At 63.7% G+C, this 26,254-nt stretch carries 28 protein-coding genes and 1 tRNA gene; 15 read left to right on the forward strand and 14 right to left on the reverse strand.

Annotation, left to right across the window (positions count from 1 at the left end):
- Positions 1–36: 36 nt before the first annotated feature.
- Complete coding sequence (locus IEW58_RS05135) at positions 37–321, forward strand: hypothetical protein (RefSeq protein WP_188644138.1); 285 nt, start codon at positions 37–39, stop codon at positions 319–321.
- 3 nt (positions 322–324) lie between these two features.
- Here IEW58_RS05135 and IEW58_RS05140 read toward each other — a convergent pair whose 3' ends face one another.
- The 5 genes from IEW58_RS05140 to IEW58_RS05160 all read right to left on the reverse strand — a co-directional run bounded on the left by IEW58_RS05140 (position 325) and on the right by IEW58_RS05160 (position 2,569).
- Complete coding sequence (locus IEW58_RS05140; RefSeq protein ID WP_188644139.1) at positions 325–558, reverse strand: DUF4170 domain-containing protein; 234 nt, start codon at positions 556–558, stop codon at positions 325–327.
- 116 nt (positions 559–674) lie between these two features.
- A complete protein-coding gene (locus IEW58_RS05145) occupies positions 675–1,169 on the reverse strand; it encodes a hypothetical protein (protein WP_188644140.1) in 495 nt (164 codons plus the stop codon).
- A gap of 40 nt (positions 1,170–1,209) precedes the next feature.
- Positions 1,210–1,524, reverse strand: a complete 315-nt coding sequence (locus tag IEW58_RS05150; RefSeq protein ID WP_188644141.1) for a hypothetical protein — start codon at positions 1,522–1,524, stop codon at positions 1,210–1,212.
- Positions 1,521–1,925 carry a phage holin family protein gene (locus tag IEW58_RS05155; RefSeq protein ID WP_188644142.1) on the reverse strand — a complete coding sequence of 135 codons (405 nt, stop codon included), beginning with the start codon at positions 1,923–1,925 and terminating at the stop codon, positions 1,521–1,523. The genes IEW58_RS05150 and IEW58_RS05155 overlap by 4 nt, the downstream gene beginning before the upstream one ends.
- 23 nt (positions 1,926–1,948) lie before the next feature.
- On the reverse strand, positions 1,949–2,569 hold the full coding sequence (locus tag IEW58_RS05160) for a hypothetical protein (RefSeq protein WP_188644143.1): 621 nt from the start codon (positions 2,567–2,569) through the stop codon (positions 1,949–1,951).
- A 169-nt stretch (positions 2,570–2,738) separates the two neighbouring features.
- On the opposite strand from IEW58_RS05160, the gene eno reads away from it, so the two are divergent.
- Positions 2,739–4,025: a phosphopyruvate hydratase gene (gene eno / locus IEW58_RS05165; RefSeq protein WP_188644144.1), complete on the forward strand. Its 1,287-nt coding sequence runs from the start codon at positions 2,739–2,741 to the stop codon at positions 4,023–4,025.
- Positions 4,026–4,140: 115 nt separating this feature from the next.
- Complete coding sequence (locus IEW58_RS05170; protein WP_188644145.1) at positions 4,141–6,222, forward strand: M13 family metallopeptidase; 2,082 nt, start codon at positions 4,141–4,143, stop codon at positions 6,220–6,222.
- A 19-nt stretch (positions 6,223–6,241) separates the two neighbouring features.
- Here the strand turns inward: IEW58_RS05170 and IEW58_RS05175 are convergent, their stop codons facing one another.
- Positions 6,242–6,553, reverse strand: a complete 312-nt coding sequence (locus IEW58_RS05175) for a hypothetical protein (RefSeq protein WP_188644146.1) — start codon at positions 6,551–6,553, stop codon at positions 6,242–6,244.
- 75 nt (positions 6,554–6,628) lie between these two features.
- On the opposite strand from IEW58_RS05175, the gene IEW58_RS05180 reads away from it, so the two are divergent.
- Positions 6,629–7,705, forward strand: a complete 1,077-nt coding sequence (locus IEW58_RS05180) for a phosphotransferase family protein (protein ID WP_188644147.1) — start codon at positions 6,629–6,631, stop codon at positions 7,703–7,705.
- Between the two features lie 2 nt (positions 7,706–7,707).
- Positions 7,708–8,778, forward strand: a complete 1,071-nt coding sequence (locus IEW58_RS05185) for an Rv3169 family protein (RefSeq protein ID WP_188644148.1) — start codon at positions 7,708–7,710, stop codon at positions 8,776–8,778.
- Here the strand turns inward: IEW58_RS05185 and IEW58_RS05190 are convergent.
- From IEW58_RS05190 to IEW58_RS05200, 3 genes are all read right to left on the reverse strand, one after another.
- The gene (locus tag IEW58_RS05190; protein ID WP_188644149.1) at positions 8,775–9,701 is read right to left on the reverse strand and encodes an aldo/keto reductase; all 927 of its coding nucleotides are present in this window, start codon (positions 9,699–9,701) and stop codon (positions 8,775–8,777) included. The two genes, IEW58_RS05185 and IEW58_RS05190, sit on opposite strands and share 4 nt — an antisense overlap.
- Entirely contained in the window at positions 9,698–10,117 is a 420-nt protein-coding gene (ribH, locus tag IEW58_RS05195) for a 6,7-dimethyl-8-ribityllumazine synthase (RefSeq protein WP_188644150.1), read from the reverse strand. The genes IEW58_RS05190 and ribH overlap by 4 nt, the downstream gene beginning before the upstream one ends.
- A 20-nt stretch (positions 10,118–10,137) precedes the next feature.
- A tRNA-Ser gene (locus IEW58_RS05200) sits at positions 10,138–10,227 on the reverse strand.
- Positions 10,228–10,300: 73 nt separating this feature from the next.
- Between IEW58_RS05200 and IEW58_RS05205 the strand changes: the two genes are divergently transcribed.
- The 10 genes from IEW58_RS05205 to mazG are packed head-to-tail and all read left to right on the forward strand — an operon-like array spanning position 10,301 to position 19,136.
- Positions 10,301–11,335, forward strand: a complete 1,035-nt coding sequence (locus IEW58_RS05205; protein WP_188644151.1) for a lytic murein transglycosylase — start codon at positions 10,301–10,303, stop codon at positions 11,333–11,335.
- Complete coding sequence (locus tag IEW58_RS05210; protein WP_188644152.1) at positions 11,319–12,269, forward strand: SPOR domain-containing protein; 951 nt, start codon at positions 11,319–11,321, stop codon at positions 12,267–12,269. Before IEW58_RS05205 ends, IEW58_RS05210 begins: the two co-directional genes overlap by 17 nt.
- Before the next feature lie 33 nt (positions 12,270–12,302).
- Positions 12,303–13,469 carry a D-alanyl-D-alanine carboxypeptidase family protein gene (locus IEW58_RS05215; RefSeq protein ID WP_229658442.1) on the forward strand — a complete coding sequence of 389 codons (1,167 nt, stop codon included), beginning with the start codon at positions 12,303–12,305 and terminating at the stop codon, positions 13,467–13,469.
- On the forward strand, positions 13,469–14,107 hold the full coding sequence (gene tmk, locus IEW58_RS05220; protein WP_188644153.1) for a dTMP kinase: 639 nt from the start codon (positions 13,469–13,471) through the stop codon (positions 14,105–14,107). Before IEW58_RS05215 ends, tmk begins: the two co-directional genes overlap by 1 nt.
- Positions 14,104–15,066 carry a DNA polymerase III delta subunit-related protein gene (locus IEW58_RS05225; protein WP_188644154.1) on the forward strand — a complete coding sequence of 321 codons (963 nt, stop codon included), beginning with the start codon at positions 14,104–14,106 and terminating at the stop codon, positions 15,064–15,066. The genes tmk and IEW58_RS05225 overlap by 4 nt, the downstream gene beginning before the upstream one ends.
- Positions 15,059–16,621, forward strand: coding sequence for a methionine--tRNA ligase (gene metG, locus IEW58_RS05230; protein WP_188644155.1), 1,563 nt, complete (start codon positions 15,059–15,061; stop codon positions 16,619–16,621). Before IEW58_RS05225 ends, metG begins: the two co-directional genes overlap by 8 nt.
- On the forward strand, positions 16,618–17,397 hold the full coding sequence (locus tag IEW58_RS05235; RefSeq protein WP_188644156.1) for a TatD family hydrolase: 780 nt from the start codon (positions 16,618–16,620) through the stop codon (positions 17,395–17,397). Before metG ends, IEW58_RS05235 begins: the two co-directional genes overlap by 4 nt.
- Complete coding sequence (locus tag IEW58_RS05240) at positions 17,394–18,161, forward strand: MBL fold metallo-hydrolase (RefSeq protein WP_188644157.1); 768 nt, start codon at positions 17,394–17,396, stop codon at positions 18,159–18,161. Before IEW58_RS05235 ends, IEW58_RS05240 begins: the two co-directional genes overlap by 4 nt.
- On the forward strand, positions 18,158–18,328 hold the full coding sequence (locus tag IEW58_RS05245) for a hypothetical protein (protein WP_188644158.1): 171 nt from the start codon (positions 18,158–18,160) through the stop codon (positions 18,326–18,328). Before IEW58_RS05240 ends, IEW58_RS05245 begins: the two co-directional genes overlap by 4 nt.
- 49 nt (positions 18,329–18,377) lie before the next feature.
- A complete protein-coding gene (gene mazG / locus IEW58_RS05250) occupies positions 18,378–19,136 on the forward strand; it encodes a nucleoside triphosphate pyrophosphohydrolase (RefSeq protein ID WP_188644159.1) in 759 nt (252 codons plus the stop codon).
- Here the strand turns inward: mazG and hflX are convergent.
- The 5 genes from hflX to ntrC form a co-directional block, all read right to left on the reverse strand.
- Entirely contained in the window at positions 19,131–20,429 is a 1,299-nt protein-coding gene (hflX, locus tag IEW58_RS05255; protein WP_188645677.1) for a GTPase HflX, read from the reverse strand. The two genes, mazG and hflX, sit on opposite strands and share 6 nt — an antisense overlap.
- A gap of 17 nt (positions 20,430–20,446) precedes the next feature.
- On the reverse strand, positions 20,447–21,013 hold the full coding sequence (gene hfq / locus IEW58_RS05260) for an RNA chaperone Hfq (protein ID WP_188644160.1): 567 nt from the start codon (positions 21,011–21,013) through the stop codon (positions 20,447–20,449).
- A gap of 130 nt (positions 21,014–21,143) precedes the next feature.
- Positions 21,144–22,520 (reverse strand): nitrogen assimilation response regulator NtrX, encoded by a 1,377-nt coding sequence (gene ntrX, locus IEW58_RS05265; RefSeq protein WP_188644161.1) that lies wholly within the window; start codon positions 22,518–22,520, stop codon positions 21,144–21,146.
- Between the two features lie 22 nt (positions 22,521–22,542).
- Complete coding sequence (locus tag IEW58_RS05270; protein ID WP_188644162.1) at positions 22,543–24,765, reverse strand: sensor histidine kinase; 2,223 nt, start codon at positions 24,763–24,765, stop codon at positions 22,543–22,545.
- Positions 24,766–24,806: 41 nt separating this feature from the next.
- The gene (gene ntrC / locus IEW58_RS05275) at positions 24,807–26,246 is read right to left on the reverse strand and encodes a nitrogen regulation protein NR(I) (protein WP_188644163.1); all 1,440 of its coding nucleotides are present in this window, start codon (positions 26,244–26,246) and stop codon (positions 24,807–24,809) included.
- Between the last annotated feature and the right edge of the window lie 8 nt (positions 26,247–26,254).

The following is a 26,254-nucleotide window of genomic DNA, read 5'->3' on the forward strand; positions in this document are numbered from 1 at the left end:
CTCCCGGTCCCGCTGTGGTCCGAAAGGGGAGCGAGCATGCCTGTACCGGCCCGACCGATCGCCGAGCGGCGGATCGTCGAACACTTCATGTCACTGGATGCCGTCGGCCCGGACTGCGCAATCGCGTATGCTTCCGGCCGCCCGGTCCGGAATAGCGCTTTCGAGCGGCTTCAGCGCGAACAGGTGTTGCGGTTGGTTCCGGGCGGGCGATGGTACCTCGATACGCCGACATGGACCAAGCGCCGCCGGGAACGGCGCACTCGTGCGGCCATCGCTTTGGTGGGTGTCCTGCTTGCCGCAGCGATCGGTAGCGCCCTTTAGACGCTACTGGTCGGCTGCTCCGGGATCGAGCAGCTTGTGCAGGTGCACGATGACGTATTTCATTTCGGCATCGTCGACCGTGCGCTGCGAAGCACTACGCCAGGCCTCGAGCGCACTAGGATAGTCCGGAAATACGCCGACCATGTCGATTGCGCCCAGATCCTGAAACTCGAGCTTGCGCGGATCGGTCACGCGTCCACCCATCACCAGGTGGAGCAGTTGCTTCTTTTCGGCCATTCGGATGTCCTGAATACTCTTGGGGAGGCGTCCGTCGAGGGACGATGCGGCAGCCCCATAAGCAAAGCGGCGCGGCAGGGAAACCCCGCCGCGCCGCTAATCACGCTGGCTAATGTTCAGTTCGACATGCGCGAGCGCAGGTTGCGCAGCGTGCGGCTGGCGCGCTTTCCGGCATGGCGGGTGAACTTCTCCGTAGCTTCGGAAACGTCGCCCGCCTCGCGCCGCACATTGCGGGCCCCTTCGCTCAACACTTCGCTGAGGGTCTCGCCCAGATCGCTCAGTCGGCTCTGGCCCGAGCGGGCGGCATCGCCGGCGTTCTCCATCGCCCGCGAACCGTAGGTAACCGCCAAATCGGCGATCACCGCGGCAAGAGCAGCTCCCCGCTTGGTCGCCTTCTTGCGCAGGCGTCGCCCTGGTCCTGGCACGAGTGAAGCTATGAGAACCCCAACCGCTACGCCGCCCAGTATGGTAGTGAGCGGGCGCTCCTTTACGAAGGAACTCGCCCCTTCGCCCGCTTCGCGAGCATAATCGCCCAGGGTACGCTGCTGATTGCGCTTTTGCGCCGCGTCAACTTTGCTTTTCAGCTCGTCGCGTTTGTCGTTGCTGGACACTGCTGCCACTCCTGAATGTTAATTGCTTGGGATTAGGATCCTAACGATCGCCGGCGTTCGGGCGTTCCGCGGCGCTTTCGTTGTTGCTCACGAGATCGAGCAGCGGGTGTCGTGCGAACCAGAGTACGATCGCGCCTACGAGCGTCGCTATGACGCCCTTGTTGTCCTCGGCCACGGCAACGGCTTCGTCGAGAACGTCCGCCGCGCCTTCGCTGATCCGGTCCTTGATCCGCGTCGGGATGCTTCGGCTGGCGAGGTCGGCACGAAGATGAGCGATATCCGCATCGACAACAGCGCGGGCAGCATCGCGGACCAGCCGATCATCGCGCATCGTACGCTCGAGAAGCTCGCTCATTTGCTACCCTCACGAAACGCTGAGGACACCGCGGCGAGGCGGCGCCTGGCCGCCAGGGCCAACACGATCCCGGCGACTATCAGAACGCCGAAGACGATCGCAGTGGCGCCCCATGGCCCGATGAGCGAGCTCAAAGCGAACACGAGGCCCACTACGAGTGCGATCAGCGCGAGGTGCGCCGCCATGAGCGCCGCCACCCCGTAAACTGCGCCCGAGCGCCCTCGAGCGACCGCGAAGGACGCCCGACTTTTCTGGAACTGAAGCTCAGCCTGGAGGTACGTCTTCCCGTCGTCGAGCAGCGTCTGGATGTCGTCGACTACCGACCCATCGCCATGAGCGGATCCGCCGGCCGGCGATCGCTCGCCGGCCAAGGGGTCAGGACGGGTGGATTGTTCGTTCAATTGCCCCTCCCGGGAAGGAAGGGTCAATCGTTCGAGCCGCGGAACATCCGCGCCAGGAGGAAACCGCCCACGGCCGCGATGCCTACCGCGAGGCCGGGGCTCTTCCGAACGAATTCGCGAGCGTCCTCTCCCAGCTCATCGACCGATTTCGCATCAAGCCGGGTCGATACGTCCTGCAAGGATCGCGAGGCCGAGCGGGCATAGTCGCCGTATTTCGCGCCCAGCTTTTCATCGACGGTCGGTGCGGTATCGAACACGGCGCGGCCGAGCGCCGAAATGGCCTCCGCCAGCTTGCCCTTGCCTTCGGTCGCCAGCTCGCCAGCCTTGCCCCGGGCCTGGTCGCCATAGTTCCTGGCTTCGGCTACCCAGTCTTCGCTCTGCGTCCGGGCCTGGTTGCGGTAGGCGGCGGCGCGGTCCGCCGCTTCGCTGCGCAGCGCAGCCGCGCCAGCTTTGGCTTCCTGCAGCGCGGCGTTGAAACGGCCCTTGGCCTCCGCAGTGTGACTTGCGGTAAGAGCGGCCGGTTCGGTTGCCGCCGCGGCAGTCGAACCCGTCGTGCCCGAGGACGCGGAATTTCCGCCCGAGGCGTTCTTGGCGGACGGCTTACGGGCAGCCTTGGGTTTGGGGGTCTGGTTCGTGTCTGCCATCGTTGTTTTCCTCATGCCCTCGGTTGCTTACAGGTAGTGCCCGGCGGTGCCGGACGGATCGAAACAGCAACGCAACTTGCGTCGCATAGTTCCGCCGCATAGAGCGCGGCTACAGTCGATATGGCACTGTCATAGTCGATTACAACACCAGTAAATATCCGGAGCCTTCATGACCGCGATCATCGACCTCCATGCACGCGAAATTCTTGACAGCCGGGGCAATCCCACGGTCGAGGTCGATGTCCTTCTGGAGGACGGCGGCTTTGGCCGTGCCGCGGTCCCCTCGGGCGCCAGCACGGGGGCGCACGAGGCAGTCGAGCTGCGCGACGGAGACAAGACTCGCTACCTTGGCAAGGGCGTCACGAAGGCGGTCGAGGCAGTCAATGGAACCTTGCGCGATCTGCTCGACGGGATCGACGCGGAGGACCAGCGCGAGATCGATCTCGCCATGATCGAGGCCGATGGCAGCGCCAACAAGGGCACCCTCGGCGCCAACGCCATCCTCGGGGTCAGCCTCGCGGTCGCCAAGGCCGCCGCCGATGCGCGGGGGCTGCCGCTGTACAGCTACATCGGTGGCGTGGCAGCGCACGTCCTGCCGGTGCCGATGATGAACATCATCAACGGCGGCGAGCACGCCGACAATCCGATCGATGTGCAGGAATTCATGATCATGCCGATTGGCGCGCCGACGCTCGCGGAAGGCGTGCGCTGGGGTGCGGAGGTGTTCCACACCCTCAAGAAGGCACTCCATGACAAGGGCCTGGCCACCGCGGTGGGTGACGAAGGCGGCTTTGCACCGGACCTTGCCAGCACTCGCGCGGCGCTCGACTTCGTCATGGCGTCGATCGAGCAGGCCGGCTTTCAGCCGGGCACCGACATCGCGCTCGCGCTCGACTGCGCGGCGACCGAGTACTTCAAGGGCGGCAGGTACGAGATGACGGGCGAGGGCATCTCGCTCACCTCGCAGGAAAAGGCGGCCTGGCTGGCGGACCTGTGCGATGCATACCCGATCCGTTCCATCGAGGACGGCATGAGCGAGGACGACTTCGAGGGGTGGAAGGGACTGACCGACCGCATCGGGAACAAGGTTCAGCTAGTGGGTGACGATCTGTTCGTCACCAATCCCGAACGCCTGCGCGTGGGGATCGGCAAGGGTCTGGCCAACTCGCTTCTGGTCAAGGTGAACCAGATCGGCACTCTCACCGAGACGCTGGAGGCCGTCGGCATCGCCCAGCGAGCCGGCTATACCGCGGTCATGAGCCATCGCTCGGGCGAGACTGAAGACACCACCATCGCCGACCTCGCCGTCGCCACCAACTGCGGACAGATCAAGACCGGAAGCCTTGCGCGTTCCGATCGGCTGGCGAAGTACAACCAGCTTATCCGCATCGAGGAAGAGCTGGGCGACAGTGCAGTCTACGCCGGCGCGGGATGCTTCGGCCGTCTCGCCCGATAGGTATCGACCAACGGCGACTGCGGGGCGACCGGCGCGATTGCGCCGGCGTGGGCGCGCGCCTAACGCTCCGACGCATGGATAAGCCGTGGGAGCGGCCTTGAGAGGAAAATCGCTGATGAACAATCGCCTGATCGCCGCGCTGCTGCTCGGCGTTGCCACGGCCACGCTCGGGCCGGTCGCCTGCGACATGAACAGCGCGACCAATGCCGTTGCCACGCCCGGCACCGAGCTTGGCATTCGCAAGGACTGGATGGACACCTCGGTCAAGCCGGGTGACGACTGGTTCCAGTATGCGGACGGCGGATGGTACAAGAAGACCGAGATACCCGCTGACCGTTCGAGCGTCGGCGGGTTCTTCATCGCGGATCAGCAGACGGAGAAGAACCTCGAGGCCCTGATCGCCGACATCCAGAAGTCGGAACCGGAAGAAGGCAGCGAGGCCGCCAAGGTCAAGGCGTTTTACAACGCCTACCTCGATACCAAGGCGATCGACGCCGCCGGCATGAAGCCGGTGCAGGCCGATCTCACGCGTTTCTCCCAGATCGCCGACAAGGCTGCGCTGTCCCAGGTCATCGGCAGCCAGACGCGCGCCGATGTCGACCCGCTCAATTCGACTGATTTCGAAACCGAGAACCTGTTCGGCGTGTTCGTCACCCAGGCGCTCAAAGGCGGCGACGTGGTGCCCTACATCCTGCAGGGCGGGCTGGGGATGCCCGAGCGCGAGTACTACCTCTCATCCGACCCCAAGATGGCGTCGATCCGCACGGCCTATCGGACTTATGTCGCAGACCTCCTTACGGCGGCCGGTATGGCCGACGCCGAAGCCAAGGCGCAGCGGATTTACGATCTCGAGATGAAGATCGCGCAAGCGCATGCGAGCCGAGAGGAAAGTGACGACTGGGCAACCGCGAGCAGCTTGTGGAAGCAGAGCGACTTTGCCTCCAAGGCTCCCGGCATGGATTGGGATGCCTTCTTCAAGGGCGCTAACCTTGCTGGGTATCAGACCTTCGACGCCTATCACCCGGGAGCGATCACCAAGCTCTCGGCGCTGGTAGCCAGCGAGCCGCTCGATGCATGGAAAGACTGGCTGGCGTTTCACCAGATCAACAGCCACACGGATGTCTTGCCGAGCAAGCTCGACCAGCTTCACTTCGCTTTCTACGGCGAGAAGCTGTTCGGCCAGGAAGCGCAGCGTCCGCGCGAGAAGCGCGCGCTCGCCGCGCTCAACGAATACATGGGCGACGCGCTCGGCAAGCTCTATGTCGAAAAGTACTTCCCGGCCTCGGCCAAGACCGAGATCCAGGGCATGGTCGGCAACATCAAGGATGCCTTCGCCAAGCGCATCGAGGCGCTCGATTGGATGGCGCCCGAAACCAAGGCCGAAGCCAAGAAGAAGGTCGAGACGATGGCCGTCGGAGTCGGTTATCCCGACACCTGGGTCGATTACTCGGGCCTGACGATCGACGAAGGCAGCCCCTACGACGCCGTGCTGGCCGCCGAAAAGGCGCGCTACGCCCAGCAGCTCGCCAAGGTTGGCAAGCCGCTCGACAAGAACGAGTGGTGGATGAACGCGCAGCTGGTGAACGCGGTCAACCTGCCGGTGCAGAATGCGCTCAACTTCCCCGCAGCGATCCTGCAGCCTCCGTTTTTCGATCCGAAGGCGGACCCCGCGTTCAATTACGGCGCAATCGGCGCGGTGATCGGGCACGAAATCAGCCACAGCTTCGACAACAACGGGGCTGCGTTCGATTCGTCGGGCGCGATGCGCAACTGGTGGACCGATGCCGACAAGGCGAAGTTCAACGAGGCAGGCAAGGCGCTCGCGGCGCAGTTCGATACCTACGAGCCGTTCCCCGGCCTGAACGTGAAGGGCGAACTTACACTGGGTGAGAACATCGCCGACATCGCCGGGCTGCAGGCAGCGTACGATGCATACCACGCTTCATTGAACGGCAAGGAAGCGCCGGTTATCGACGGCTTTACCGGCGACCAGCGCTTCTTCATCGCCTTTGCGCAAACCTGGGCGACCAAGATGCGCGAAGAGGCTCTTCGCCAGCGCATCGCGACCGACGGCCACGCGCCGGGCCAGTACCGCGCGTTGACGGTCCGCAACATGGACGAATGGTACAAGGCGTTCGACGTGAAGGAAGGCGACAAGCTATACCTGCCGCCGGAAAAGCGCGTGAAGGTCTGGTGATCGGAACCGGGGGAGGGGGCTAGGCCGCCTCCTCCGCCTCCACCTGTTTCTCGATCCGCTCGGCGACCGGCTCGAGCCGGTCCATGACCTTCCGGTTCTTCGGGCTGAGCAAGTACTGCCACACGCCGTAGGCGTTGATGAGGAGCAGCACCGCGTTCATCGCGGCGATGGGCAAGGCGTCGCTCGTCAGGCCCGAGACGACCCAGGTGATCGCCACCGCGCAGAACAGCACGAACCCGAAGCCGGTCACCCTGCGGCCCAGATCTGCCGCGACGAGGCCCGCGGCAAGCATCGTGCCGATCGCGGCAATCCATTCGAGTGGTCCGTCCATGCCGCCCTTCTTCCAAGCTCGATTGTCATAAGCCGCGGCAGCCCCTAGCGTTCCTGCGCGAACGAAGGAGAGGGCGTGAGCGAGTTTCCAACGCACCCTGGTGCGGTGACAGCAGAATGGCTGACCGAACGCCTGCGCGCAGCGGGTGAGTTGGACCAAGGCCGAGTAACATCAGTCGCGTGGCAGCCGATCGGCACCGGCCAGGTTGGCGATAGCGCGCGTTTCGCGCTTCAATACGAAGGGGGGGAGGGGCCCCCGACCCTCGCCGGAAAGTTTCCCGCCGAAGACGCGACCAGCCGCGGTACCGCCGCGGCCTTCGGCCTCTACGCCAAGGAGGTCGGCTTCTACCGCGAGCTGGCCCCGAAGCTCACTGTGCGGGTGCCGCGCACTTATGCGGCGGAAGTCGATGAGAGGGGCGCCGAGTTCGTCCTGCTGTTCGAAGACCTTGGGCCATGCCGTCAGGGCAACCAGCTCGAAAGCTGCTCGCTTGAAGATGCGCGCCACGCCATCCGGCAAGCAGCGGCGATCCATGCGCCGAGCTGGAACTTGCCCGAGCTGATCGATCACGAATGGCTGCACACGAAGCCCGAAGCGCTGGCCCAGATCAAGGCGCTATACCCGCAGGCGCACGCGATCTTCGCGGAGCGCTACGCCGATACGCTGGAGCCAGAGCTGATGCGCGTTTGCGCCGAGCTCAACGAGGCAAACGAGCATTGGTTTGGCCGCGAGGGGGGCGACCGCTGCCTGATCCACGGCGATTTCCGGGTCGATAACATGCTGTTCGATATCAAGGGCGGCGCAGAACCCATCGCGGTGCTCGACTGGCAAACTGTCGCGGTCGGCAGCGGGCTCACCGACATCGGCTACTTCCTCGGCTGCGGCATCGGCGATGCGTTGCGACGCGAAGCCGAACGCGAATTGATCGATCTCTATTGCAATGAAATGACGGCGCGCGGCGTTCCGCTCAGCCGCGACGCCGTGTGGGACGATTATCGTCTCGGTGCCTTGCACGGAGTTTCTACCGCCGTGTTCAGCGCCGCGTTCGTCGAACGCACCGATCGCGGCGACGCCAACTTCCTGTCGATGGCGCGCGGCGCCTGCGCACTCGCGTTGGCGCACGGCTCCATCGATCTACTCACTGGCAAGGGCTGACCATGCTTTCCAAGGGCGACGACTATCCGCTTCATCAGACTGCCGAGCCGGTCGCTTACGCCGGCACCGACCGCAATTTTTACGACCGTTACTTCTTCAACGGCTACGCGCCGGACGGTAGCGGCTTCTTCGCAGTCGCCTTTGGCGTATATCCCCATCTAGACGTGGCCGACGCGCACTTCTGCGCCATCCGTGAGGGCACTCAACACTGCCTTCACGCCAGCCGCAAGCTCGGGATGGAGCGCATGGACCTTACCTGCGGGCCGATCCGGATCGAGGTGATCGAGCCGCTCCAGAAGCTGCGTGTAATCGTCCAGGGCGAAGGTATCGCGGCAGACCTGACTTTCACAGGCCGGGCCTTCCCGATCGAGGAGCCGCGATTCACCTGGCGGGTCGGGCCGCGCACGATCATGGACTACACGCGGCTGACCCAGAACGGTCATTACGAAGGCTGGATCGAGATCGACGGCAAGCGCGAGATTGTCGCGTCCGGCACGGCCGGCACCCGCGACCGCAGCTGGGGGGTGCGCCCGGTCGGCGCTTCCGACCCACAGGCTGCAGGCGGCGGCATCCGCCAGTTCTTCTGGCAGTGGAGTCCGATCAATCTTCCCAAGCGCAGCCTGTTCTATCACCTCAACGCGCACCAGGACGGCACGCCCTGGAACACCCGCGCGGTGGTAGCTCCCGACGGGAACGGGGCCGAGGCGTTCAGCGAATTCGAGCATGCCACGATGCACGCGCCGCCTGCCGCAGGCACCCGCTGGCCATCCCGTGGGACGCTGAGCATCGGCGAGGAGCAATTCGAGCTGGAACCTGTCGGCCGTTTCCAGATGCGCGGCTTGGGTTACACTTCGCCGAGGTGGAACCACGGCCTTGATCACGGCACGCTCGAGATCGAGCGCGAAGACATCGATCTTGCTTCGGTGGACCCTGAGCGTCCGGACAACCTTCACGTGCAGCTGATCTGCCGCGTCACCGGTCCCGCTGGAGAAGCCGGCGCAGGCACTTTCGAGCAGCTTGCGATCGGGCCCTACGACCCGCTCGGGTTGCAGGGCCTTTCCGACCCGGCCTAGGCTGCGGCGGTGAGCCGGTCGATCTGGTCTTGGGACAGTTCGAGGCGGGTGAATTCCAGCAGTTCGTGAAGCTGCTCGACCGTCCGCGCGCTGGCGATCGGCGCCGGGATGCCCGGCTGCCGAACCAGCCACGCGAGCGCGATCGCCGGAAGGCTCGCGCCGGTTTCGGAGGCCACCTCGTCCATCACGGCAAGCACTTGCGGGCCGTTTCCGCCAGCGAGCTGCTTTGCCCGCTCGCCGCGAACCGATTTCGCGTAATCCGCCTCGCTCCGGTACTTGCCGGTCAGATAGCCCGAAGCGAGCCCGAAGAACGGGAGCATCGCGATGCCGCGTTCGGTCACCAGCCGCTGGAGATCCGGGCCATAGGCTTCGCGAGCGACGAGGTTGTATTCGTTCTGGAGCGCGGTGAACGGCGTTGCTCCGCTCGCCTCAGCTTGCGACACGGCCGCAGACAGACGGGCCGCGTCGAAGTTCGAAGCGCCTAGCGCGTGCACCTTGCCCGAGCGGACGGTGCCGTCGAATGCTTCGACGATTTGCGCGATGTCGAGTTCAGGATAATCCTTGTGCGCGTAATAAAGATCGACCCGGTCGGTCCGCAGCCGATCGAGCGAGGCGTCGAGCGACTGGAGCACGCGCGCGGGCTCGTACAGTTCGGCACCACCCAGCATCCCCGTCTTGGTGTGGATGCGCATGTCGTCCCGCACGCCGCTCTTGTCGAACCACTGGCCGAGCACGGTTTCCGATTCGCCGCCCTTGTGACCCGGAACCCACGCCGAATAGACGTCGGCGGTGTCGATCATCCGGCCGCCGGCTTCGTAGAACGCATCGAGCACAGCGAACGCCTCATCGCCCTTCGCCGTGAAGCCGAACACGTTGCCACCCAGCACGAGGGGAATGCCGGCGATGAAGTCCTGCTCGCTCATGCGTACTGCTCCTTGATCGTCAGCAGGGCCATTGCAGCCTTCGCCGCGTCCCCCCCCTTGTTTCCTTGCGAAGGGTCGGCCCGAACGAGCGCCTGTGCCTCGTTCTCGACCGTGAGGATCCCGTTGCCGACAGGAATGCCGTCCATCGTGAGCGCCATGATCCCGCGCGCGCTTTCGCCTGCGACGATTTCGAAGTGATATGTCTCGCCCCGGATCACGACGCCAATCGCCACGAACCCGTCGAAGCGATCGCCTTCCGACGCAAGCGAGATGGCGCCCGGTATCTCGAGCGCGCCGGGCACGACCATGACTTCGTATTCATGCCCGGCAGCCTTGAAAGCCGCGCCTGCGCCGGCAACGAGCATATCGTTGAGGTGACCATAAAACCGGGCTTCGACGATGAGGAAACGGGCCAAACGCTTTGCTCCAGAATCAATGGCGGACAGGGTGGGATTCGAACCCACGGTGAGCGTGAACCCACGGCGGTTTTCAAGACCGCTGCCTTAAACCACTCGGCCACCTGTCCGGCGAAGGGCTCGGCTAGCGCGACGAACTGCCGCTGTCACGAACCGTTTGCGGTTTGCCCCGTTGGACTGCCTATGCGACAAAGCATCATGCGTCTGACACTGCTTGGAATTCTCGCCTCCCTTGCCGCTGCCTGTTCGTCGGTACCGTCAGCGGCACAGGACCTGCCGTTCGATTCGTATTTGCAAATATTGATTGCCCGCGCGCGGGCCGAGGGGGTGAGCGAGCCTACCATCCGTAGAATGACGTACGACCTGACTCCCAACCAGCGGGTGATCACTCTCGATCGCGGTCAGCCGGGCACGCCGTCGAGCAGCGGAACCTTTCCGAGGGTGCAATCCTATCTTGACCAGCATGTCGATGCGGCGCGCATCGGTGGCGGTCGGCGCAACCTGCAGGCCCTCGGCCCGCTCGCCGCCAGGATCGAGGCGCGGTATGGCGTTCCGGCCCCGATTGTCGTCGCGATCTGGGGGCACGAGACTAATTACGGCAGCTACACGGGCGACTTCGACCTGGCCCGCAGTCTCGCCACGCTGGCCTGGGAGGGCCGGCGGCGCGAGTTGTTTGCCACCGAGTTCGTGGACCTGCTCAAGATTGCCGACCTCGGGGTCGATCGGGGAACGCTCAAGGGAAGCTGGGCCGGCGCCTTCGGCAACCCGCAGTTCTTGCCCAGCATTTACCTGCGTCTCGCACAGGATGGTGATGGCGACGGGCACCGCGACATCTGGAACAGCCGCGCCGACACGCTCGCCTCGATAGCCAACTATTTTCGCGACGCGGGATGGCGCCCGGGGCAGCCGTGGGGGGTCCAGGCGACGGTGCCCGGCGGGTTCAACTGGAACGCGGTTGAAAGTCCGATGAACTCGCCAGTATGCGGCCGGGTGCATGAACGGCACAGCCGATGGAAAACCGTGCGCGAGTGGAGGGCCCTGGGGGTCCAGCCTCAGGTTTACCTTGATGATTCGGTCATGGCCTCGCTGTTCCAGCCCGACGGCCCCGGAACGCGCGCCTGGCTCTTAACCGCAAATTATCGGGTCATCCTCGAATACAACTGCTCGAACTACTATGCGATGAGCGTGGGGTTACTTGCAGATGAGATTGCCCGCTGACGCCGCTTCCCGGCTTCTGATCTTTGGACTGGCCACAACCCTCGCTGGCTGCGGCGCCGGCGGCGATCGATCCGGCGTTTTGCCGGTTCCCGTCGCCGCGGCTGCTGTCAACGGACCGGCAGCCGATTATCCGATAGTACTTGGCGAACCCTTTTCCATCGACGGGGTTAACTACACCCCGGCTGACACCCTCAACTACGACGCCGTAGGTTACGCAGGGGTGGAAGACGGCAACGGGGTGACCGCGGCACACCGGACGTTGCCGCTGCCCAGTTATGTTGAGGTGACCTCCCTGGACACGGGCAAGACGATATTGGTCCGCATTGAACGGCGCGGGCCGATGACGGGTGGCAACCTCCTTGCTCTCTCTCCGGCCGCCGCATCGCAACTGGGCATTTCCGGCACTGCTCCTGTGCGCGTTCGCAGGGTCAACCCGAGTGAGGCCGAGCGCGCGGAACTACGAGCCGGGCGAGACGCGCCAGCGCGATTGGAGACGCCGAAGTCACTTGTCGAGGTACTGAGGCGAAAGCTGCCTGCAGTCGGCGCCACGAGCTTGCGCGACAATGGCCCGGCAACGGGCCGGAGCGGGGTCGCGCCTGCGGCCGGGATTACCGTGGAGGCCGATTCCTTCGAGGTTTCTCCCGTGCCCGCGGTCGCCGCCACGGGGGTGGCTCACATGTCAGACTCCGCACCGGCGCAAGCTTCCAAGGCAGAACCTTTCGCGAAAGGCGGCTTCGTCGTCCAGGTCGGCGCCTTTGCCAACCGCGCGAACGCCGAGCGCGCTGCCAAGGCCATTGACGGTTTCGTCAGCCCTTCCGGAAAGCTATTCCGCGTGCGCACCGGTCCTTTCGCCAAGCGCGCTCAGGCAGACGCGACGCTCGCCAAGGTGCGGAGCGCCGGTTATAGGGACGCGCGAGTCTACACCGCAGATTGAACCGCCGGCTTCCGCCCGGCGGCGGGAGCGCATTTGACCCAGTTCACGAAAACCCTCATCGCGGCTTGCGCGCTGGCGACCGGTGTCGCTGCTACGAGTGCCGAGGCTCCCGGTCCCTATCCCACCTTTGCGCCGCCTCCAGCCGACGTGCCCATCGCGCTGCTAGTCGATCTTTCGAGCGGTCAGACCCTTTATTCGCGTGAACCCGACCGCCGCTTCATGCCGGCCTCGATCACCAAGGTGATGACCGTCTTCACCGCGTTCGAACTGATCGACTCCGGCAAGATTTCTCCCGAGCAGCTCCTTATGGTGAGCGACGGAGCCTGGACCGAGTGGCATGGGGTGGGTTCGACGATGTTTCTGGATTTGCACCAGAGGGTCAGCGTCGATGCCCTGTTGCACGGCGTCACCACGGTATCCGCGAACGACGGCGCGGCGGTTCTGGGTGAAGGGCTCGCCGGATCACTTCCCAAGTGGACTGAGATGATGAACGCCAAGGCGCGCGAGATCGGCATGCGGGACAGCCACTTCGGCACGCCGAACGGATGGATGGACGAAGGACGCACTTTCGTCACGGCCCGTGACCTCGCCACCCTGGCTTCAGCCATGATCACCCGGCACCCGGACCTTTACGCGCGCTACTTCGGCAAGCGCTTGCTCAAGTTCAATGGCTTCGAGCAGCGCAATCATGATCCCGTCACCGGGGTCGTCGAAGGAGCGGACGGGATCAAGACCGGCTTTACAAACCAGGCAGGCTACGGCTTCGTTGGCAGCGCCGAGCGCGACGGGCGCCGGCTGGTGATGGTGATCGCCGGGGCTCCCAATGCGCGCACGCAGCACCAGGCTAGCCGCGAATTTCTTGAATGGGGATTCCAGGCTTATTCCGGCTCTCCTTTATTTTCCAAGGGTGCACTGGTGGGCCGGGCCCGTGTCCAGGGCGGGGCGGACCGTTCGGTTGGCCTGAAGGCGCCACTTGCAGTCGGTTACGATTTACCTTCCGGCCAGACCGGGAAGGTCAAGCTATCGATCCATTACGAAGGGCCGTTGCAGGCTCCCGTCGCCAAAGGCGAGCAGGTGGCGGAACTGGAAATAGCGGTCGAGGGGATGCGGCCCTCACGCGTGCCGCTGGTCGCCGCGCAGGATGTTCCCGAAGCAAACGGGTTCGAGCGACTGTTAAACGGAGTAGCCGGGATATTCTGATGGCGAAGGGGCAATTCATTGCCATCGAGGGCGGCGAGGGGAGCGGCAAGTCCACCCAGGCGAAACTCCTTGCCGAGGCGTTGAAAGCGCGCGGCCTTGATGTCGACCTTACGCGAGAACCGGGCGGCACCCCGGGGGCCGAGGCGATCAGGGGCCTGCTGCTTCATCCTCCCGGCGAAGGATGGGGCGCAGAGGCCGAAGCACTGCTCTTCGCCGCCGCGCGCGCCGACCACGTCGCTCGCCGGATCAAGCCGGCTCTGGAGGCGGGACGGTGGGTAGTGTGCGATCGTTTCGTGGATTCGAGCCGCGCATATCAGGGTGGCGCGGGCGGTGTGGGCGATGAAACCGTGCGCGCGTTGCACGAGATTGGCAGCGGCGGATTGCGACCCGATGTGACGCTGCTGATCGCAGTCGATCCGACTGTGGCATCTCGGCGTATAGCGCAGCGCGACGGAAATGCAGCAGATGCTATCGGTGGACGAGGGCAGCTCTATCACGCGGCCGTTGCGAGAGCATTTAAGGAAATGGCGGAAGCTGAGCCCCACAGGTTCGTTCTGGTCGACGGAAACGGCCCGCCCGAAGCTGTCCAGGCCCGGTTGATCGGAGCGCTGACTCCTATGCTGGAGCAGGATCGATGACCATGCTTGGCCATGAAGCCGCCTGGCTGGAATGGCGCAAGGCAATGGCCGGACCCCGGATGCACCACGCCTGGCTGCTGGCGGGCAAAAAGGGACTTGGCAAGTCGGCCTTCGCCCTCGCAGCGGCGCGCGAACTGGTGGCCGAAGCGGGCGTTGTCCAACCTACGGGCGCGCATCCCGATGTGTTCGTGCTGAGTCATCTGCCGAAGGATGACAGGGAAGAGAAAAAGCGAGAGGCGGGGCAGGAGTACGAGCTCGCCCGGAACATCAAGGTAGGGCAAATACGCGACATGCAGCGGCGCCTTGCGACCCGGCCCACGCTCGGAGCCCGCCGGGTCATCATCATCGACCCTGCCGACGACCTCGAGACCTCGGCTTCGAATGCTTTGCTCAAGAGCCTCGAGGAACCCCCGGCCGGAACGCATTTTCTTCTGATTGCGCACAGGCCCGCGCGGCTACTCCCGACCATCCGCTCGCGTTGCAGGGTGCTGCGCTTCGCACCCTTGCCTAACGAAGCGATCGACCGCCTGTTGGTGGAGCAATGCCCCGACACTGATCCCGCCACTCGCGAGGCGGCGGTGATTGCCGCTGCGGGATCGCCGGGAGCCGCGATGGAATTCGTTTCCCATGACCTCGGCCCGCTCGATGCACTCATGCGACGCATCACTGCCGATGGTGATCCGCAATTCACTCTGCGCGGGAAGCTCGCGGAGGCCATCGGCGCCCGTCCGGACCGGGCGCGGATAGCTGCCGCGCTGGACCTTGCTCGCGCAAGCATTGCCCGGATGTCGCAGGACGCGTCACGCGCTCAGCTGCCGTCTATCGTCGAGGCGCACGCCGAGCTCGTGAAGCTGGCCGGTCAGGCTCCGACCTACAACTTCGACCCTGGCTTGCTGGTCATGCAAATCGGCGGGTTGCTCGCCTCGGCCGGCGCGGCTAGCCACCCTGCCGATGCCTGATCCCTATTATCTCACTACCGCAATAAGCTATCCTAATGGGCGGCCGCATATCGGTCATGCCTACGAAGCCATCGCGGCCGACGTCATCGCCCGTTTCAAGGCGGCTCAGGGGTTCGATGTGCGGCTCGTTACCGGGACCGATGAACACGGCCTCAAAATGGACAAGACGGCCCGGGAGCAAGGTCGGGATACGCTCGGGTTCGCTACCGAGATGTCCAACTATTTCCGCGACATGTGCGACAAGCTTCACATAGGATATAGCGCTTTCCGCCGAACGACTGAAGACGCGCATCATGCAGCCAGCGTTGCGTTGTGGGAGAGTATGTCGAAAGCCGGCGATCTCTACCTGGACCGTTACGAAGGCTGGTATTCGATCCGTGACGAAGCGTTCTATGACGAAAGCGAGCTAACCGAAGGGGAGGGTGGGCGGAAGCTCTCGCCCCAGGGGACCCCGGTCGAATGGAACGTGGAGGAAAGCTGGTTCTTCCGGCTTTCGAAATATCGCGACTATCTCATTGAACTGAATGAGAGTCCGGGCTTTCTGGAGCCTGACAGCCGTCGCAACGAGGTGCTCGCCTTTCTCAAGGGGAATGAGCTGCGGGACCTGTCGGTTTCACGTACGAGCTTCGATTGGGGAGTGCCGGTGCCGGGCAGCCCTGGCCACGTGATGTACGTCTGGGTCGATGCTTTGACGACCTATCTCACGGGTATCGGGTTTCCAAATCGGGAGGGCGAATTCGAGCGGTTCTGGCCGGCGGACCTGCATCTCATCGGCAAGGACATCGTGCGTTTTCATGCGGTGTACTGGCCAGCCTTCCTCAAGAGCGCGGGACTTCCTCCGCCGAAGGCCATCTTCGGCCATGGGTTTCTCCTCCACCGGGGTGAGAAGATGTCGAAGTCGCTCGGGAACGTCGTCGATCCACTGGAACTGGCGGAACGGTTCGGCGTCGACCAGCTTCGCTATTTCCTGCTGGCCGAGGTCCCCTTCGGCAAGGACGGCGGTTTCTCCGCCGAGGGGATCGTCACCCGCTGCAACGCCGAGCTTGCAAACAGCTTCGGCAACCTGGCGCAGCGAGTGCTGTCGATGATCTTCAAGAATCTCGATGGAGAGCTGAGCCTTTTCGAAACCCGGCAAGAGGATGAAGAGCTGCACGCAGCGATTGCAATGGCAACACGGGATGAACTTCCCCGCGCCTTCGAGGCGCTTGACTTCTCGGTCGGCATCGAAGCGTGGATGCGCGCGGTCTTCGCCTGTAATCAGTATGTCGATGAACAGGCTCCCTGGACCCTGCGCAAGACGGATCCAGAGCGGATGCGCGCCGTTTTGCTGACTCTGTTCATGGCGGTTCGTGACCTGGCGATCGCAATCCGGCCCGTTGTTCCGTCCGCGGCAGATCGCCTGCTCGAGCAGATGGGAGTGCCTGCCGGCGAGCGGGATGCGGCTGCGCTTCAGGATTCGGGCTGGTTTTCACGCTTGGCCACTTCAGGCTTCCGCCTTGCCCAACCTGTCGGGGTATTTCCGAGACTGGAGCTGCCGGCAGAGGACGCGGCGTGAGGCTGATCGATAGCCATTGCCACCTGCAATACAAAGGCCTGGTCGACGATCAGGCGGCAGTGCTCGAGCGCGCGCGCCACGCTGGTGTGAGCGGAATGCTCAACATCTCGACCCGCCAGAGCGAGTGGGACGCGGTCATCGCGACCGCCGAGCGCGAGCCTGACGTGTGGGCGAGCGTCGGCATCCATCCTCATGAGGCCGATGCCCATGCGGATTTGGGCCGGGAGGCGCTGATCGCTGCTTCCAGCCATCCCAGAGTGATAGGCATCGGGGAAACCGGGCTGGACTATTACTATGACAAGTCCGACCGCGCAGTGCAGCGTGCCCTTTTCCGTATGCATATCGGCGTCGCGCGCGAAACTGGTTTGCCGATCATAATCCACACCCGCGATGCAGAAGAAGACACTTTAAGCATACTCGAAGATGAAATGGGGAAGGGCGCCTTCCTGGCTCTGATTCACTGCTTCACAGCTTCGTCCGCATTTGCTCGAAAAGTCTTGGACCTTGGCCTGACGATATCGCTGTCAGGTATCGTCACGTTCAAAAACGCTGCCGACTTGCAGGAAATCGCCGCAGGACTTCCCGCCCATCGTCTCCTCGTCGAGACAGACAGTCCGTTTCTCGCGCCGGTTCCGCACCGCGGCCGGGCGTGCGAGCCAGCCTTTGTCCGCGACACTGCTGCATTCGTTGCGCGGCTACGCGGTGCCACTATCGAAGAACTGGCTGAAACAACGACCAGCAACTTTTTCAATTTGTTCGCGAAAGCTTCCGCGTGAAACTAATCATGCTCGGGTCAGGCACCTCGACCGGGGTCCCGAGAGTCGGCGGCGATTGGGGGGAGTGCGATCCCGCTGAACCACGCAATCGCCGGACACGTGTATCCATCGTCGTCGAGAGCAGCGAAGGGAAACGGCTTCTTGTCGACACCTCGCCCGATCTTCGTCACCAGCTCCTCGCAAACGCGATCGACAAGGTCGATGGTGTCTTCTGGACTCACGACCACGCCGATCATTGCCATGGTATCGATGACCTGCGGGTCATGCGCTACGACAGGTCGGGGCCTCTGCCCGGCTTTGCCGGCGAAGAGACCGCTCGGAGACTGCGGGCTCGGTTCAGCTATGTTTTTGCTGGTGAGCATGGTTATCCGACGATCTGCGATCTCAACACGCTTGAGCGATTGAGAATTTTCGCAGGTTTCGGCGTTGGTCATTGCCTGATGCCGCACGGACCTGCGCGCTCAACCGCGTTCCGCTTCGATGCGGACGGCAAATCAATCGGTTACGCAACGGACTTCAGCGAGATCGTGCCAGACATGATCGAACTGTTCGACGATGTTGATCTGCTGATCAGCGATTGCCTGCGCCGCCGGCCGCATCCCACGCACGCTCATCTCGACATGGCGCTTGAACTTGCGACGCGCTGCCGTGCCAAGCGTACGGTCTTGACGCATCTCGACAAGAGCATGGATTATCAGTCGTTGGCAGTCGAATTGCCGGCGGGAGTCCAACCGGGTTATGACGGTCTGGAGATCGTCCTGTGACCGATCTTGGCGCGGTCCAGATTGTCGTCTTGCTCGGATGGCTGATCTTGGCCGGAAGCGCGATCGCCTCATATCGCCTCGGCTGGAAAGAGAATGTGCGTATGGGTCTGACTTGGGCTGGCATCTTCATTGCGGTGGCCTTGGCGTTCTCGCTGGTCGCCAGATGAACAAGCTCACGGTTCATCCGACTTTACATAATATATATTATCAACCTCAGTGACTGGCCAGATCGACCGCCTTCTCGCCATTATGGCTATCCTGCGTGGCCCCGATGGCTGCGAATGGGATCGCGAGCAGACCTTCTCGTCGATAGTCCCGCACACTATCGAGGAAGCCTACGAAGTCGCCGACGCTGTCGAGCGCGGTGATGTGAGTGACCTGCGCGATGAGCTTGGTGATTTGTTGTTTCAGGTCGTCTTCCAGGCGCGTATCGCGGAAGAAGGCGCGTTGTTCACCTTCGATGACGTGGCCCGCTCGATCGCTGACAAGCTCGAGGAGAGACATCCGCATATCTTTTCCGGTGATCTGCCGGGCCCAGGGTCGCGGGAGGAACGATGGGAGGCGCTGAAGGCGTCCGAGCGCGAGAGAAAGGGAGCGACGAGCGCCTTGGATGGCGTGGCGGCCGCGCTACCGGCGCTGATGCGGGCCGATAAGCTGCAAAAGCGCGCTGCCCGCGTGGGATTCGACTGGCCCGATCGCCGAGGGCCGGCGGACAAGCTGATTGAAGAACTTGAAGAACTCGACCGGGCTACGCTCTCGGAGCAGATGGAGGAGGCAGGCGATCTGCTGTTCGCTGCCGTCAACGTGGTGCGTGCCTACGGCATTGCTCCGGAGGAGGCCCTTCGGGCGGCCAATTCCAAGTTCGAGCGACGTTTCCGCGCGATGGAGGAGATCGCAGGTCCGGGCTTCGCCGGGTTATCGCTCGACCAACAGGAAGCGCTGTGGAAGGAGGTCAAGGAACGCGAAAAGTCATAAGGCTTCGTATTGGCCCATCTCCTTGGGATTGAGCCGAACGGCGAGGCGCCGCAGTGGGCCATCAGGACCGGCTCCGGCGTCCTCCTCTTCCAGCACTTCCCCATGGGCATGCAGCCAGGCGATGCGGCGCCCCTCGCTCGCTGGAAGGACGAACTCGTGGACGTGGGCGTGCTGTGTCAATAGCTCGCTTAACCGCTGGAGCAATTCGGGCACTCCCTCGCCGGTTTCGGCCGAGATGACGATTGCAGCCTCATCGCCCGCGGCGGCGCCACGTATTTCGCGCGCTTCCTCCGGCGAGAGAAGATCGATCTTGTTCCAGATCTCGATAATCCGGATTGCTGAGTCCCCTTCCCGGCCGGTCACGCCGAGATCGCCCAGAACCTCCAGCACCTGGGCTTTCTGAGCTGCGGTCGACGGGTTCGCGATGTCTCGCACGTGGAGTATCAGATCCGCGCCCGTAACTTCTTCAAGTGTTGCGCGGAAGGCGGCGACGAGTTGCGTGGGAAGGTCGGAGATGAAGCCCACCGTGTCGGACAGGATTGCCTTCTCAACACCGGGCAGCGCGACGGCGCGCATAGTTGGGTCCAGGGTGGCGAAGAGAAGATCCTCCGCCATCACGTCGGCCCCGGTCAGGCGGTTGAACAAGGTAGATTTTCCCGCGTTGGTGTAGCCGACCAGGGCAATGATCGGCCAAGGCGCCCTGCCCCGGCGATCCCGATGGAGCGCGCGGGTCTTGCGCACGCTTTCGAGCTCCTTGCGCAGCCTGCCCATGCGTTGGCGGATCATCCTTCGGTCCGCCTCGATCTGCGTTTCACCCGGTCCGCCGAGAAATCCGAAGCCGCCCCGCTGGCGTTCGAGGTGGGTCCAGGACCGCACCAGCCGACTCTGCTGGTAATCAAGATGGGCGAGCTCGACCTGCAGCCGCCCTTCCGCGGTAGCAGCTCGCTCTCCGAAGATCTCGAGGATCAGCCCCGTCCGGTCGATTACCTTGCGCTTGAGCCGGTCCTCGAGATTGCGCTGCTGGATCGGCGTCAGGGCGCCATCCACGACGACCAGTTCGGCATCGTGCTGCTCGCATGCCGTGGCGATGTTGTCGACTTGACCCGAGCCGAACAGCGTGCCCGGGCGAACCTGCCGGACCGGAATGACGGAAGCGTCGGCAATTACGATGCCGATGGCTTCGGCCAGGCCGCATGCCTCCTCAAGCCGCGCTTCCGGCTCCAGATCGTGGTGGCGTCCGCGCACATCGGGACACACGACCAAGGCCCGCGCGCCGCGCGAAACCTCACCCAGCAGGTTCTCGTCGAAGCTCAGTCGCCGTCGCCTTCAAATTCGCCGCTGAGATCCACCAGCGTGGCAGGCTGAATGGTGGAGACTGCATGCTTGTAGGCGAGCTGCACGTACCCTTCCCGCTCGAGCAGCATGCAAAAGAGATCGTAAGCCGCGATCTTGCCCTGCAGCATTACGCCGTTGACCAGGAACATGGTTACTTGCACCCCGGCCTCGCGCACGCGGCTGAGGAAGACGTCCTGAAGGAGCCTTTGCCTCGCGTTCGAACCCTGGCTTGCGAACTGGCCAGCATCGATTGGCTGGCCGGGCATGATCGTGGATACGGCATGCTTGTAAACAAGCTGCGATTGCCCGTCCCGCCGCAGCAGGATCGAGAAATTGTCGAACCAGGTTACGATACCCTGCAGCTTGACGCCCTTGACCAGAAACATGGTGACCGGGGTCTTGCTCTTGCGCAGCAGGTTGAGGAATGCGTCCTGCAGACTCTGCTGTTTACCGCCGGCGACAGGCGGCTGCGCTTCAGGCTCTGGAGCTGGGCGAGAGCGCGCGGTGAGCGTGCGGGGGGTGGACACTTGCGTGATCTCCATGTCTTTTTGGCGACCGCTTTCACGGTTCGCAATCAGGCAGGCGGATGTCCGCATGCCGGTGACCGCGAATATGGAGCGTTCGCCTCAATTCGCAAATGCTTTCGGCCATTCGCCGTTCCGACGACGAGCCCTATTCGTCGTCTCGCCGTTCGCCCATTCCAAGGAGCTTTAGCTTGCGGTGTAATGCCGAGCGCTCCATCCCGATGAAACTAGCCGTTTTCGAGATGTTTCCTGAAAAGCGACGGATTTGAATCGCGAGGTATTCCCGCTCGAATGTCTCGCGTGCTTCGCGAAGCGGCACTCCCATCATCGCCGAAAGTCCAGCGCCCCCGCCCAGACGGCCGCCCGTAACCTCGCTCGGCAGCATGTCCGCCTCGATTGTCGCCAGCCGCTCGCGGGGGGTGAGGATGACCGTGCGTTCGACCACGTTGCGCAACTGCCGCACGTTCCCGGGCCAGTCGTAAGCTTGCAGCGCGGCGATCGCATCGGCGGAAATTTCCGGCGGCGGGATGCCTTGCTCGGCCGCATACCGGGTGAAGAAGTGGTTGGCGAGCGCCGGGATGTCGTCGCGCCGTTCCGCCAGGGAGGGGATGGCCACCGGCACCACGTTCAGACGGTAGAACAGATCTTCGCGGAAAGTCTTCTGCTCCATCTCGCCCGCAAGGTCACGGGAGGAGGAAGACACGACCCGGACATCGACCGCGATCTGGCGATTGCCGCCGACGCGTACAAAGCTCTGCTCGGTCAGCACCCGCAGGATGCGGGCCTGGGTGGACAAGGGCATGTCGGCGACCTCGTCCAGGTACAGCGTGCCTCCGTCGGCGAGCTCCAGGAGTCCGGGACGCAGCAGCTTGCCGTCTGCTTCTTCGCCGAACAGTTCCTGTTCGAAGCGTTCGGGCGTGATGCGGGCCGAATTGACGATGACGAACGCGGCGTCGGCTCTGTTGCTCCAGGCGTGGAGCAGACGAGCGGCCACTTCCTTGCCCGATCCGCCGGGCCCGCTGATCATTACCCTGCTTCCCGTCGTCGCCACGCGTTTCAGCGTTGCGCGCACCGCGTTGATCGCTAGCGAGTTACCGGTGAATTCCTCCCCGCGTGCAAAGCCTTGGCGCAAGCGGGTGTTTTCGCGCCGCAGCCTTTCGGTCTCCGTGGCGCGCTGGACCAGGAGCAACAGCTTCTCGGCCTCGAACGGCTTCTCGATGAAGTCCATTGCTCCGCGGCTGACGGCCGACACCGCGGTGTCGATGTTACCGTGCCCGGAGAAGATGATCACAGGCAATTCCGGCTCGCGCTTCTTGATCTCGTCGAGCACTTCCAGCCCATCCATCGGGCTGCCGTGGAGCCACACATCGAGCAGGACGAGGCTGGGACGGCGCTCGTCTACCGCAGCCAGCGCGCTCGTGCTGTCTGCGGCGGTGCGGCACTCGTATCCCTCGTCACTAAGAACACCGGCGACGAGTTCGCGGATGTCGCGTTCGTCATCGACGATGAGGATATCGAGCGCCATTATGGCCGGTCCTTTCCCGTATTCATTCAGCCGCAGCCGTGTCGGCCGCGAGCGGGTCGCGCGCGAACCGCAGGATCACCCGGGTTCCGCCCCCCGGCGCCCCGGCGAATGTCATTTCGCCCCCATGTTCCTCGACGATCTTGTTGACGATCGCGAGTCCCAGTCCCGTCCCCTTCTCGCGCGTGGTCACGTAAGGCTCCACGATGCGCTCGCGGTCCTGGGGCAGCCCCACGCCGTTGTCCTCTACCATGATGGACAGCATTTCCGGGCTCGTCTCCATGGATACGCGGATACGCCCTCGATAATCCGGCTCCGAGTGGCGTGCCCTCGCCTCGATGGCTTCGACGGCGTTCTTGAGCACGTTCGTCATCGCCTGACCGACCTGATGCCGGTCGCAGGCAATCTGGAACGCAGTCTCGCTGTCCGACGATAGCCGGAAGTCGATTTCCGGATGGGCCACTTCCTGCAGAAACAGAGCCTGTTTGACGAGATCGTGCGCATTTTCCGGTCGGAAAACAGGCTTGGGCAAGCGCGCAAAGCTGGAAAACTCATCGACCATTTTCCGCAAATCGCCGACTTGTCGCACGATCGTGCTGGTCAACTCATCAAACAACTCGCCATCGGTTTCGATCTGCTTGCGATAGCGGCGCCTGAGCCGCTCGGTGGCGAGCTGTATCGGAGTAAGCGGGTTCTTGATTTCATGCGCGATGCGCCGGGCGACGTCAGACCACGCGGCCTGACGCTGGTCGAGGATTTGCCGTGTGATATCCTCGAACGTGATGACCCGCCCGTCCGGAGCAGCAGCTACTTTGACGGCAAGGGTCAGGAGCTCCCCGCCTTTCGTCCAGTTGACGATCCCGCTCGAAAGCCTCGCATCGGCGAGCGCGGCGAATTGCGGTGCCAGATCCTGGAGATGCGAGCCGCTCGGAACGGGACCTTTCTGCCCCAGAAGCAACACTTGGGCAGCGCTGTTCATCAGCAGGACGCGGCCCGAGTGACCCACGGTTACGATGCCCGCGGAGATGGATTCGATGACCGCTTCGATAAATGCGCGGCGTTCCTCCAGCTGCCGGTTCGCCCCTACCAGCGCGGCAGTCTGTTGCTCTATCTGCGCGGCCATCCTGTTGAACGCCCGGTTCAGCATTCCGATTTCGTCGGGCCCGGTGCGGCCCTCGACGCGCACGGCGAAGTTGCCCGCCCCCACCTTGCGCGCGGCCACCACGAGTTCGGTAAGAGGCTCGACCTGCCGGTCGGCGAATCTTAGCGCGAACCAGACTGCAAGCCCGACCAGGGCGAGGCTCACAAACAGTAGCGCAAGGTTGAAACGCAACTGCAGAGCGCGGGCGCGATTGGTCAACTGGTCGTACCCCGTCGCGACCGCGAGTGCGTTCTGCCACAGGCTGAAGCCGGAGGATTCAGTATTGCGGGCCGTGTACAGATACACCCCGGCCTTTGCATCGACCGGGACCATCGCCTCGAACCGCGTCGGGTTTCCGGTAACAACCACCGGTTCTCCCTGTTGCAGCTGGGGTAGCGCTTTTCGCGCGAAGGAGAGCGGCTCATTGCCGACCTGCAAATTGGCCACGGCCGCCGTGCGGATTGCCCCGTTGGGCAAGAGCTGCAGGATCGCGGATTCGTTAAGGTCGCGCGCGGCGAGCTGCTGGCCGTAAAGATCCGAGAACAACGGATCCGTGAGCTTCATGTTGCCAAGGTAATAGCCAACGTCGGCCGCCATCGAGATGCTGTGCTGGCTGACCTGCGACTGGTTCTGCTCGTAGTATCCCCGCGCCAGGTTGTTCGCGTCCTCCATCACGCTGCGCGAGTTGGCAGAGAACCAGAAGTCGACGCCGGACTGGAACAGGAATGCGGCAAAGGCAGCCACGAGCAGCGTCGGCACCGCGGCGACCAGCGAGAAGAAGAACACCAGCCGAACATGCAGCCGTGCAGTGCTGCCTTCGGCCCTGCGCAACGCGAGCCGGCGGCCGAACAGCACCATCATGGCCATCGCGGGAATCAGGGTCCCGATGACCAGGACCGCGACCTGTTGCGAAGGGAGCAGTTGCCCGTCCGGCGGCGCGCTGGTGAAAGTGTACCAGGTGGTCCACACCATCGCCAGGAACGCGACAGCCGCGACGACTTCGAGGATCAGATAAAAGTTCGCCCGCCGGCTCGCGACAAGGAAACGCCGCCACAACCGGGGGCTGCGGCGGGAACTCCTGTGTGGAAGGGGCTGCGACAGAGCCATCGTTGCCGCGTTACAACGGCCCTGTTGCAGGTTTGCAAGCCTTATTCGTCATACTGCAAGCCGCCTGGGTTGTCCCGAGCGCCAGCGTCCGGATCGATCCCGAGATCCGTCAGTCGTTTGCGCAGCGTGTTGCGATTGATGCCAAGCAGGCGAGCCGCCCGAAGCTGATTTCCGCGGGTGCGGGAAAGTGCGTATTCGAAGAGCGGGCGCTCCAACTGGGCGATCGCGGAGTCGTAAATTTCCCCTTCCGTAGGCCGAGAATCGCGCAGCCACGCGGTCAAAGCTTTCGCGAAGCCAGCTGGGGCTTCTTCAACGGTCGCCCTGGTGCGCTGGCCGAGAATGGTTTCAACCGCCTCCGCATCGATGATGTCCTGCCGCGCGAGCAGGGCGAGGCGATACACCGCATTGCGAAGCTCGCGGACGTTGCCTGGCCACGACCAAGCCTCAAGCGCGGTCAAGGCGGCGGCATCGATTTGACGCCGCGGCAGGCCATCGGAGATAGCTTGCGCCAGAAAATGACGGACGAGCGGAGCGATGTCGTCGCGCCGTTCGCGAAGCGGCGGCAGTTCGATCGGGACCACGGCGAGCCGGTAATACAGATCCTCGCGGAAGGTGCCGGCTGCGATCATCGGCGCGAGATCGCGGTTGGTCGCCGCAAGGATGCGCACGTCCACGCCGATTTCCTGACGTCCCCCGACACGCCTGATGCGGCCCGACTGAAGCGCCCTCAGGAGCCGCGTCTGCGCTTCCGCGGGCATGTCGCCGATCTCGTCAAGGAACAGCGTGCCGCCGTTCGCCTGCTCGAACTTGCCGATCACCTGGCTGGTTGCCCCGGTGAAGGCACCCTTCTCGTGCCCGAAAAGCTCGCTCTCGAGAAGATCGCGAGGAATGGCAGCTGCATTGACGGCGACAAAGGGGCCCGAGCGGCGTGAACCGAGCTGGTGGATCGCCTCGGCCACGAGCTCCTTGCCGGTGCCGGACTCGCCGAGGATGAGCACCGTCAGGTCGTTGTGAAGCACCCGGGTGATCATCCGATAGACGCCCTGCATTGCCTGGCTGCGGCCCACGAGCGGCAGGGCTTCGGAAGTTTCCTCCAGTCCGGTTGCCGGTCGGTCTCCCTCGCGCGATGCCGCTTTGACCGTCACCCGGACCAGCTCTTCGAGGTCGAATGGCTTCGGAAAGTACTCGAACGCCTGGATCTCGGTTGCCCGGACAGCCGTGTCGAGCGTGTTCTGCGCAGACAACACGATGACCGGGAGGCCAGGATTTCGCTCCCGCACGCTGGACAAGGTTGAAAGTCCATCCCCGTCGGCGAGCATTACATCCGTCAGCATCGCTGCATACTTGTTCTCCTCAAGCGCGCGATCGCGGCCCGCGATCGAATCGACGCGGTCGACGAGGAGACCTTCCTCCTCCAGCGCCCGGGTTATCACCGTGGCAATTGCCCGGTCGTCCTCCACAAGCAGGATGCGGCGCGGCAAGATCGTTC

This window comes from Tsuneonella deserti (assembly GCF_014644315.1).
Lineage (GTDB): Bacteria > Pseudomonadota > Alphaproteobacteria > Sphingomonadales > Sphingomonadaceae > Tsuneonella > Tsuneonella deserti.

What these genes read in the sequence shown, in the direction of transcription:
- IEW58_RS05190 (WP_188644149.1), bottom strand. Translation starts at nt 9,701, where the DNA reads ATGAGCGAGCAGGACTTCATCGCCGGCATTCCCCTCGTGCTGGGTGGC.
- IEW58_RS05225 (WP_188644154.1), top strand. Translation starts at nt 14,104, where the DNA reads ATGACCATGCTTGGCCATGAAGCCGCCTGGCTGGAATGGCGCAAGGCA.
- metG (WP_188644155.1), top strand. Translation starts at nt 15,059, where the DNA reads ATGCCTGATCCCTATTATCTCACTACCGCAATAAGCTATCCTAATGGG.
- IEW58_RS05170 (WP_188644145.1), top strand. Translation starts at nt 4,141, where the DNA reads ATGAACAATCGCCTGATCGCCGCGCTGCTGCTCGGCGTTGCCACGGCC.
- IEW58_RS05160 (WP_188644143.1), bottom strand. Translation starts at nt 2,569, where the DNA reads ATGGCAGACACGAACCAGACCCCCAAACCCAAGGCTGCCCGTAAGCCG.
- IEW58_RS05205 (WP_188644151.1), top strand. Translation starts at nt 10,301, where the DNA reads ATGCGACAAAGCATCATGCGTCTGACACTGCTTGGAATTCTCGCCTCC.
- eno (WP_188644144.1), top strand. Translation starts at nt 2,739, where the DNA reads ATGACCGCGATCATCGACCTCCATGCACGCGAAATTCTTGACAGCCGG.
- IEW58_RS05140 (WP_188644139.1), bottom strand. Translation starts at nt 558, where the DNA reads ATGGCCGAAAAGAAGCAACTGCTCCACCTGGTGATGGGTGGACGCGTG.
- IEW58_RS05135 (WP_188644138.1), top strand. Translation starts at nt 37, where the DNA reads ATGCCTGTACCGGCCCGACCGATCGCCGAGCGGCGGATCGTCGAACAC.
- hfq (WP_188644160.1), bottom strand. Translation starts at nt 21,013, where the DNA reads ATGGAGATCACGCAAGTGTCCACCCCCCGCACGCTCACCGCGCGCTCT.
- IEW58_RS05270 (WP_188644162.1), bottom strand. Translation starts at nt 24,765, where the DNA reads ATGGCTCTGTCGCAGCCCCTTCCACACAGGAGTTCCCGCCGCAGCCCC.
- ntrX (WP_188644161.1), bottom strand. Translation starts at nt 22,520, where the DNA reads ATGGCGCTCGATATCCTCATCGTCGATGACGAACGCGACATCCGCGAA.
- IEW58_RS05185 (WP_188644148.1), top strand. Translation starts at nt 7,708, where the DNA reads ATGCTTTCCAAGGGCGACGACTATCCGCTTCATCAGACTGCCGAGCCG.
- IEW58_RS05210 (WP_188644152.1), top strand. Translation starts at nt 11,319, where the DNA reads ATGAGATTGCCCGCTGACGCCGCTTCCCGGCTTCTGATCTTTGGACTG.
- tmk (WP_188644153.1), top strand. Translation starts at nt 13,469, where the DNA reads ATGGCGAAGGGGCAATTCATTGCCATCGAGGGCGGCGAGGGGAGCGGC.
- IEW58_RS05175 (WP_188644146.1), bottom strand. Translation starts at nt 6,553, where the DNA reads ATGGACGGACCACTCGAATGGATTGCCGCGATCGGCACGATGCTTGCC.
- IEW58_RS05150 (WP_188644141.1), bottom strand. Translation starts at nt 1,524, where the DNA reads ATGAGCGAGCTTCTCGAGCGTACGATGCGCGATGATCGGCTGGTCCGC.